8 protein-coding genes are annotated in these 7,963 nt (G+C 58.8%); 4 read left to right on the top strand and 4 right to left on the bottom strand.

Translation table 11 applies throughout. The annotated features are described in order from the left end of the window. On the top strand, positions 1 to 260 hold a 260-nt coding region (locus Q0Z93_RS08945), incomplete at its 5' end, for a hypothetical protein (protein WP_298064699.1). A gap of 75 nt (positions 261 to 335) precedes the next feature. Here Q0Z93_RS08945 and dnaJ read toward each other — a convergent pair. The 3 genes from dnaJ to Q0Z93_RS08930 all read right to left on the bottom strand — a co-directional run bounded on the left by dnaJ (position 336) and on the right by Q0Z93_RS08930 (position 4,014). Next, positions 336 to 1,517 carry a molecular chaperone DnaJ gene (gene dnaJ, locus Q0Z93_RS08940; RefSeq protein ID WP_298064697.1) on the bottom strand — a complete coding sequence of 394 codons (1,182 nt, stop codon included), beginning with the start codon at positions 1,515 to 1,517 and terminating at the stop codon, positions 336 to 338. A 743-nt stretch (positions 1,518 to 2,260) separates the two neighbouring features. Then, positions 2,261 to 2,842 (bottom strand): nucleotide exchange factor GrpE, encoded by a 582-nt coding sequence (locus Q0Z93_RS08935; protein WP_298064695.1) that lies wholly within the window; start codon positions 2,840 to 2,842, stop codon positions 2,261 to 2,263. Between the two features lie 47 nt (positions 2,843 to 2,889). After that, a complete protein-coding gene (locus Q0Z93_RS08930; protein ID WP_298064693.1) occupies positions 2,890 to 4,014 on the bottom strand; it encodes a glycosyltransferase family 4 protein in 1,125 nt (374 codons plus the stop codon). Positions 4,015 to 4,317: 303 nt separating this feature from the next. Here Q0Z93_RS08930 and Q0Z93_RS08925 point away from each other — a divergent pair, with 303 nt between their 5' ends. The 3 genes from Q0Z93_RS08925 (at position 4,318) to Q0Z93_RS08915 (ending at position 7,572) form a co-directional block, all read left to right on the top strand. Next, the gene (locus Q0Z93_RS08925; RefSeq protein ID WP_298064691.1) at positions 4,318 to 5,481 is read left to right on the top strand and encodes a glycosyltransferase family 4 protein; all 1,164 of its coding nucleotides are present in this window, start codon (positions 4,318 to 4,320) and stop codon (positions 5,479 to 5,481) included. A gap of 64 nt (positions 5,482 to 5,545) precedes the next feature. Beyond that, entirely contained in the window at positions 5,546 to 6,625 is a 1,080-nt protein-coding gene (locus Q0Z93_RS08920) for an NADH:flavin oxidoreductase/NADH oxidase (RefSeq protein ID WP_298064690.1), read from the top strand. A gap of 80 nt (positions 6,626 to 6,705) precedes the next feature. Beyond that, the gene (locus Q0Z93_RS08915; protein WP_298064687.1) at positions 6,706 to 7,572 is read left to right on the top strand and encodes a TIGR01777 family oxidoreductase; all 867 of its coding nucleotides are present in this window, start codon (positions 6,706 to 6,708) and stop codon (positions 7,570 to 7,572) included. Between the two features lie 15 nt (positions 7,573 to 7,587). On the opposite strand, the gene Q0Z93_RS08910 is transcribed toward Q0Z93_RS08915, so the two are convergent. Beyond that, positions 7,588 to 7,963, bottom strand: a 376-nt coding sequence (locus Q0Z93_RS08910) for an NAD(P)-dependent oxidoreductase (protein WP_298064686.1), incomplete at its 5' end; no start/stop codon positions are given.

Below are 7,963 nucleotides of genomic sequence, written 5' to 3'. Positions count from 1 at the left end.
CGGCTGCTGCGTCGGTTTTCTGGTTCTCTTTGTTCACAACCGACGCTGCCAGCGAGAGCAGAGCGGGCTTGCACGCTCTGCCGAGCGGCGAGGAGGAAAACGAGCGAAGCGAAGTTAAAGAGAACAGTACCCTCCCATGCACGTACAATAAAACCTACACCAGTATTTCCAGCGTTGAAGGCCGCAATTCCGCAATTGAGGCACAAAACAGCAAACCTCCGCAGCCACTGCCGGCAGAAATTCAGATTCTTCTGCCATAGCCACCGCGGAGGTATTTCGCTTTCCATAAAACGACCTCCCAACCCCCCATCTCCGGAGGAGGTAAAGTCAGTTTGTTAAGAGATAAAATAATTGCGCATCCGCTCGAACAGATTCCGAGCTTTGCCACCCGAAACCTTCGGTTTGAAATTGTCAGACGTCCGGAGTTTCTCCAACGCCTCTTTTTCCGCCGGCGACACATGCGCCGGAATATAGATGTCCACCACGACCAGCAGGTCGCCGGCACCATAGCCATTCAAGTCAGGAATACCCTTGCCCCGCAGCCGCAGCACACGCCCCGCCACCGTTCCCGGTTCGATCTTGATCCGAGCCTTGCCGTCCACCGTCGGTATTTCGACCGAATTGCCCAACACCGCATCCGCCACATTCAGCTGCAAATTATATATCAGGTCATTCCCCTCGCGTTTGAGTTCCGGATGCGGCTCCTCCTCGATCACCACGAGCAGATCGCCGTTTATCCCCCCATGCTTTGCCGCATTGCCTTTGCCCGACACCGAGAGCTGCATGCCTTCGCCGACCCCCGCCGGGATATTGATTTCCACAACCTCCTCCCCCTTGACCGTACCGTTACCGTGGCATTTCGGACACGGATCGGTAATCACCTTGCCGCTGCCGCCGCACGTAGGACAGGTCGTAGTGGTCTGCGTGCGGCCGAAAAAAGTGTTGACCACCTGAGTCACATGCCCCGAGCCGCCGCACGTGGAGCAAGTCGTATAGGAATTGGCATTTTTCGCACCCGAGCCGCCGCACTGATCGCAAGAAATGTCTTTCTTGATTTTCAGTTTTTTTGTCGTCCCCTTGACGATCTCCGTCAGCGAGAGCTTGACTTTCACGCGCAGATCGCTGCCCCGGTTCACAGACTTGCCGCCATAGCCTCCCGACGATCCCGAGCCGAAACCGCCGAAACGTCCTCCGCCGAAAATATCCCCGAACCGGGAGAATATATCTTCCATCGTGAATCCGCCGTATTCGCCGCCGAATCCGCCGTATCCTCCCGCTCCGCCGGCACCGCCCATTCCGGCGTGGCCGAACTGGTCGTAACGCGCTTTTTTGTCCGGATTGCTCAACACATCGTAAGCCTCGGCAGCCTCCTTGAATTTTTCCTCAGCGTTTTTGTCTCCGGGGTTTTTGTCGGGATGGAACTGGATCGCGGCTTTACGGTATGCCTTTTTGATCTCGTCCGGCGATGCGTCGCGGCTTACGCCCAACACTTCGTAATAATCTCTCTTATCTGCCATTATCTAATTTGATTCTTTTTATTCCTTCGTTTTGTCATTACCCCGGTGCGGGGCCGATTTGTCGATCTGCAGTGTTGTCCTGCGATTTTCCGGGTGCTCCGGCCCATACGAAAGGTAGGTTTATATTGTACGTGTTCGGGAGGGTACTGTTCTCTTTGTGAACAACCGACGCTGCCAGCGAATCCAGAGGCCGCTTGCGGACTATGGTGAGCGGCGAGGAGGAAAACAAGCGCAGCGCAGTTAGCGAGAACCAGAAAAACTTTTTGAGATGCTTCGCATCTCTTGAACCTGCCGGGTACTCTTGGTCTCGATCCTCTTGGGCCGGAAGCAATAGACCGCTCTGCTGCTCCTCAGTTCGACCTCGCGCCCACCCCCCCGAGCGGCGAAGCCGCTCGGCGCGAAGGTCGGCGGTTCTAAAGAACCGCAATATAAAGAGCGGTCTATTGCCCCGGCCCAAAGAAAGCGCAATGCAAGAGGACTGCGGAGCCTAAGGAGTAGCGCAGCTATCGGAAAGTCTTTTGGGTACCTTTTCTTCAGAAAAGGTACGGTTCCATCCGGCACGGTGCTAAATAAACCTACGGTTAATAAAACAGGGTCGCAGCCTGCGGCGGATATTTCGGGTAGTTACAGTCCGGTTCGAGTGCCGAGCCGCACCCACCTCGCCACCCGGTTAGCGAAACACAGAACAGCCACACGAAAATCGACAAAGAACGATACCAAACAACCCAGAGCAAAACAACCATTTACTCGCCGACGACCACCTTGGCAAAACGCAAGACCTTATCCTTCAGCATATAGCCCGTCTGCACCACATCGATCACCACCCCCTTTTTGTCCGGTTCCTCCACCGGCACCTTGGCCACCGCATCATGGAAATCGACATCCAACGGTTTGCCCAGCGCATCGATCGGCACCACCCCCTTCGATTTGAGCACATCCAAGAACTTCTGATAGATCAGGCGTATTCCCTCACACTCCGCCGCCACATGCTCCTTGCCCTCCAGCGCCGCCACCGCCCGCTCGAAATCATCCACCACCGGAACGATCGCCCGGATCACATCCTCCCCCCCGCTCGAAATCAGCTCCATCTTCTCTTTGAGCGTCCGTTTGCGGAAATTATCGAACTCCGCCGACAGACGCATATACTTATCCTGCCAAGCCTTGCACTCCTCCGCCAATTTGTCACCCTCCTGCGTCACTTCGGCCCCCTGAGCCTCCCCATCCGGTGTCAGCGTGTCAGTATCGGTTGTCGGTTCAGGGACATCATTCTCCATCGTCTTATTTTCAAACTCCTGATTTTCAATATTATTCTCCTGGTTCTCCATATCAGTAGCATATTATTTCCTACAAAGAACGTCAAATAGCGTACCAATCATTTTTCCCCCCGCCCGAACACCGAGCGCAGGATTTCCATCTGCCGCTCCGGGTTGAACTTTTCGGAAATCACCGCATGACAAGCCCTTCGGACAGCCTCCCGTTCCCCGGGAGATAACTCGATCCACCGACAGATCGCCCTGGCAAGATCAGCCGCATCCCCCTCGGCGAACAGCGAGCCGGTTACGCCCGGCTCGATCGCCTCATATTCAGGCATTTGTTTATTCCCGTCATCATGCGTCACCACCGGCGTACCGAACGTCAGCGCATGGATCGCCGTCAGGCCCACATTTCCCGGACTGACACACGCCGCACCGTAATACAGAAACATCCCGATCATCTCATCATCATACGATTCGCCATAGAACCAGATCCGGTCGGCCAGCCCCAGCCTTTCCGCATTTTCAGACAGTTCCCGCCTCATCGGGCCGTCGCCGATCAAGACCAGATTGCACACCCGCCCCTCCGCAGCCAGAATCGACAGCGCCTCTATCAGCATATCCAGCCGTTTAGCCGCCGTCAGCCGCCCCACGAACACAAGCAGCGGCAGGTCGTTCCCGAAATAATTGCGGATAAAGCTCCGGTCTCCGATCCGGTTGCGGATCGCCGCCTGCTTGTCATAGTCCAGCGAATTGTAGATCACCGTCATCCGCTCCGCCGGATACCCCCTCTCGAGCAGCAGGCGGAAAGACCGCTCGCCGTACAGGAGCAGGTGTCCCGCCAGCCGGAAATACCACATATTCTTGCGCAGTCGCAATCCCCGTTCGTCGCCGTGCAGCCCGTGCGACCATAAATAGACCCGGCGGCCCAGCAGCCGCGCCGCCGCCGCGATGATCCAATTGGAGCGTATCCCCGGATTCCCCGTCAGGATGTAGGCATCGTACCTCTTCGAGAAAGCCTTCCGTATCGCCCCCTTCTGCCACACCAACTTGCCCCCCTTGCGGTACACATTATGCAGATAGCCCCGAAATCCCCGGAGCGGCCGAATATCCATCAGAGCGATCCCCCCCGTGGACTCCTCGCCGGCCAGAAAGTCGAAATCCAGCTCCGGGTCGGCATCCATCCGGCGGTAGATCCCCTCGCGGTAAAGGGGCGCAATATTGAATATGCAGCAGATTTTCATACCGTCTGCAAAGATACGCCTCTCTTTTCTTTGTGCTGTATGGAACCGTTCTTTTTCTGAAGAAAAAGAACCAAAAAGACTTTCGAGAATGCTTCGCATTCTAAGGCCTGCCGGGTCATTATTTTGGCGCGGCGGATGGGGGTGCCCGAAAGGGCTTAGCCCCCATTCCGCCCGCCAAAGCCGAGGATTGCGGAGCTTAAGGAGTAGCGCAGCTATCTGAAAGTTCTTTGATGCCGTCTTTCTTTCAAGAAAGCGGCAGTTTCATACGGCACAATGTAAAAGAGGGTTACTATCTTTGTACGTATGAAAATACTGATCGTACATAACCGCTACAGCCGAGCTGGCGGCGAAGAAAACGTCGTCGCCTTCCAGCGGCAGCTGCTCGAAAGGCACGGGCACAGCGTCGTTGTGTACAAACGGTCGTACGACGAGATCCGGGAGTGGCAGTTCGGGCGATTGGCCTCACTCTTTTCCGCACTCTACAACCCCCGTTCCGTGCGCGAAATACGGGAACTCGTGGCGAGCGAGCGGCCCAATATCGCACTCATCCACAACCTCTTTCCCGTCATATCCCCCGCCATACTGCCCGTGCTGAAAAAAGGCGGCGTGCGCGTGCTGATGATCCTGCACAACTACCGGCTGGCCTGTCCGACCGGCCTGTTCTACACCCGCGGCGAGATTTGCGAGCGGTGCGGGTTCAAGTCCGGGCGGGAGTGGAACTGCCTGGCCCATCAGTGCGAAGGTTCGTGGGCGGGGAGCTTCGGGTACGCCTTGCGGGGTTGGTGGAGCAGGACACAAAGCTATTTTTCGCGGAACGTCGATCGCTTCCTCGCCCTGTCCGACTTCCAGCGGGACAAACTGAGCCGGTATACCGGCATTCCGGCAGAGCGGTTCGCCGTGGTGCCGAACAGCATCGAACCCGCCTCCATGCCCGCCCCCTCTCCCGCCGCCGTCGCAGGAGGGAGACACTATGTCGCCTACGCCGGACGGCTGAGCCGGGAAAAAGGGATCGACTTACTGTTTGAAGCCGCCCGGCGGCTGCCCGGCCTCGAATTTCGCGTGGCAGGGATGGCCGCCCAGGGATACGCACTGCCTCCCGTGCCGGAGAACGTGCAGCTCGTGGGACAGCTCGACAAAGCACAGCTCGCCGACTTTTATACCGGAGCGCAGGCCGCAGTTGTGACCAGCCGGTGGTACGAAGGCTTTCCGCTGTCCGTGATCGAAGCGATGTACTACGGCACACCCGTCCTCGTGCCGGAGTTGGCCGGCCTGCCCGAGATCGTGGATCACGGGAAATGCGGAGCGATCTATGCGCCCGGTTCGGCAGACCGGCTGGCGGAACAGCTCGCCCGGCTGGCCGCCGATCCCCAGCTGGCTTCCGATATTGGCAGCCGCGGGCGGCAGCGGGTGATCGACCGCTACAATCCCGACGTTTATTACCGTTTATTGATCGAAAACACCCATTGAACCGGCTTTTGCGGCACGAAATATGCAATCCGCAAAAAGACCGTATCAACCACACACCCGGATCATGTCAACCCAGCTATTCTCCCCGCTCACCTTGCGGGCAGTCACACTCCGCAACCGCATCGCCTTGTCGCCCATGTGCCAGTATTCCGCCCGCAGCGGACACACAAGCGACTGGCATTTAGTACACTACGGCAGCCGCGCCGTGGGCGGAGCCGGCCTCGTCATCGTCGAAGCGACAGCCGTCCGGCCCGAAGGGCGCATCACCCCCGACGACCTCGGCCTGTGGGACGACAGCCACATCCCGGGCCTGCGCCGGATCGCCTCCTTCATCGAAGCCCAGGGCTGCGCGCCCGGTATCCAGTTAGCTCATGCCGGTCGCAAAGGCAGCACCGCCTCCGAGTGGAAAGGCGGAGGTTATTTGTCGGCACAGGACGGCGGCTGGCGAACCGTAGGGCCGTCAGCCATCCCGTTCGGCGACCGGATGCCCGCACCCCAGACACTGTCCGCGCCGGAAGTCCGGTTGGTAGCCCGCGATTTTGCAGGCGCCGCCCGGCGGGCCGTCGAAGCCGGATTCCGGGTCATCGAGATCCACGCCGCCCACGGCTACCTGCTTCACGAATTTCTCTCCCCGCTGTCGAACCACCGTACCGACGCATACGGCGGCAGTTTCGAGAACCGGATCCGGTTGGTGTCGGAGACCGTCGACGCCGTGCGGGAGACGATCCCCGACCGGCTGCCGCTCTTGGTGCGCATTTCGGCCACAGACTGGGCCGACGGCGGCTGGGACATCAGTCAATCCGTAAAACTGGCGCACCACCTCAAACAGAGAGGCGTCGACCTGATCGACGTATCGAGCGGCGGATTAGTACCCGAAGCCGCGATTCCGGCCGGACCCGGGTACCAGGTGCCCTTTGCCGCCGCTATCCGCAAAGAGACCGGGATCAAGACCGGCGCGGTAGGGCTCATCACGGAACCCGCACAGGCCGAATCCATCCTCGAAGCAGGGGACGCCGATCTGATCCTGCTGGGGCGCGAAATGCTGCGCGACCCGTACTTTCCCCTCCGCGCCGCATCGGAATTGTATGAAGACCAGCCATGGCCGGTGCAATACGCGAGAGCCGGAATGAAAAAAAGCAGATGAAAAATCGGATTCTGCACGAATATTGATATGCAGAGGGAAACGGGGCGGCGGCCGGACACGACGGAAGGAGAATACGGGTTATGATAATAGCGATCAGCGGAGCCACAGGATTTGTAGGCACCCATTTAAGTGCATATTTGAGGGATCGGGGCACGGAAATCATCCCGATACCGAGAGAGCTTTTCGCCGCGGAAGAGCGGCAGACGCTGGTCGGCGTGGTATCGCAGTGCGACGCCGTGATCAACCTGGCAGGCGCGCCATTGGACAAACGGTGGACCGCAGCATACAGACGCGAGATATACGAAAGCCGGATCGGCACGACACACGCTATCGTCGAAGCCATCAATTCGCTCCGGACGAAGCCCCGTCTTTTCATCTCCGCATCGGCGGTAGGCTATTACCCCTCGTCAGGCTGTTACGCGGAATCGGACGCGAAAAAAGGAGAAGGTTTCCTTTCGGACTTGTGCCGCGACTGGGAAGCGGAAGCAGCCCGGGTTTCGCCCGACGTTCGGTGCGTGATCGCACGGTTCGCCACGGTTCTGTCGTGGGACGGGGGAGCATTCCCGAAGATAGCCAGTCCCGCCCGGCACCGCATCGCAATCCGGTTCGGCTCAGGGATGCAGAACTTCTCCTGGATCGACCTGCACGACCTGCTGCGGGCCGTAGAATTCGTCATGACCCACCCGGCCATCCGCGGGCCGGTCAATATGGTTTCGCCGCGGCGCATCAACCAGGGGCAGTTCACACGGGCCTTGGCCCACCGTTTCCGCTCGTGGCTGATCCTGCCCTTGCCGGGCGTGCTGCTGCGGATGATCCGGGGCGGCGCCTCGCAGCTGATCCTGTCGGGACAGTGCGCCTATCCGGAAAAACTGCTCGCACACGGCTTCACATTCCGCTCCCACGGGATCCGCGATTTTCTGTCGCAGCCCCGGGAAAAAGAAAAGTGAAAGGAACAGGGGGAATCATTTTCCCCCCTTCACCTCGTTCGCGAGCGGCTTCCCTTCGGCGAAATCCCGGATATTGGACAACGTCGTCTCCGCGATATTGGCCAGCGCCTCGCCGGTGAAGAACCCCTGATGCGAAGTGACGATCACATTGTTGAACGACAGCAGGCGCGCCAGCATATCGTCGTCGATGATCTTGTCCGACTTGTCCTCGTAGAAATACTCCCCCTCCTCCTCGTACACATCCAGTCCCGCCGCCCCGATCTTTTTCTCTTTCAGCCCCTCGATCAGCGCATCGGTTCGGATCAGCCGCCCCCGGCCCGTATTGATCAGCATCACCCCCGGCTTCATCCGCGCAATCGCCCCCTCGTCGATCATGTAACGCGTCTGTTCG

It is taken from the genome of uncultured Rikenella sp. (genome assembly GCF_947628055.1).
Classification (GTDB): Bacteria; Bacteroidota; Bacteroidia; order Bacteroidales; family Rikenellaceae; genus Rikenella.
This window is presented reverse-complemented; position numbering and strand designations above follow the sequence as displayed.

Excerpts from the sequence above, each read along its gene's own strand:
- dnaJ (WP_298064697.1), bottom strand. The coding sequence starts at position 1,517 with ATGGCAGATAAGAGAGATTATTACGAAGTGTTGGGCGTAAGCCGCGAC.
- Q0Z93_RS08935 (WP_298064695.1), bottom strand. The coding sequence starts at position 2,842 with ATGGAGAACCAGGAGAATAATATTGAAAATCAGGAGTTTGAAAATAAG.
- Q0Z93_RS08930 (WP_298064693.1), bottom strand. The coding sequence starts at position 4,014 with ATGAAAATCTGCTGCATATTCAATATTGCGCCCCTTTACCGCGAGGGG.
- Q0Z93_RS08925 (WP_298064691.1), top strand. The coding sequence starts at position 4,318 with ATGAAAATACTGATCGTACATAACCGCTACAGCCGAGCTGGCGGCGAA.
- Q0Z93_RS08920 (WP_298064690.1), top strand. The coding sequence starts at position 5,546 with ATGTCAACCCAGCTATTCTCCCCGCTCACCTTGCGGGCAGTCACACTC.
- Q0Z93_RS08915 (WP_298064687.1), top strand. The coding sequence starts at position 6,706 with ATGATAATAGCGATCAGCGGAGCCACAGGATTTGTAGGCACCCATTTA.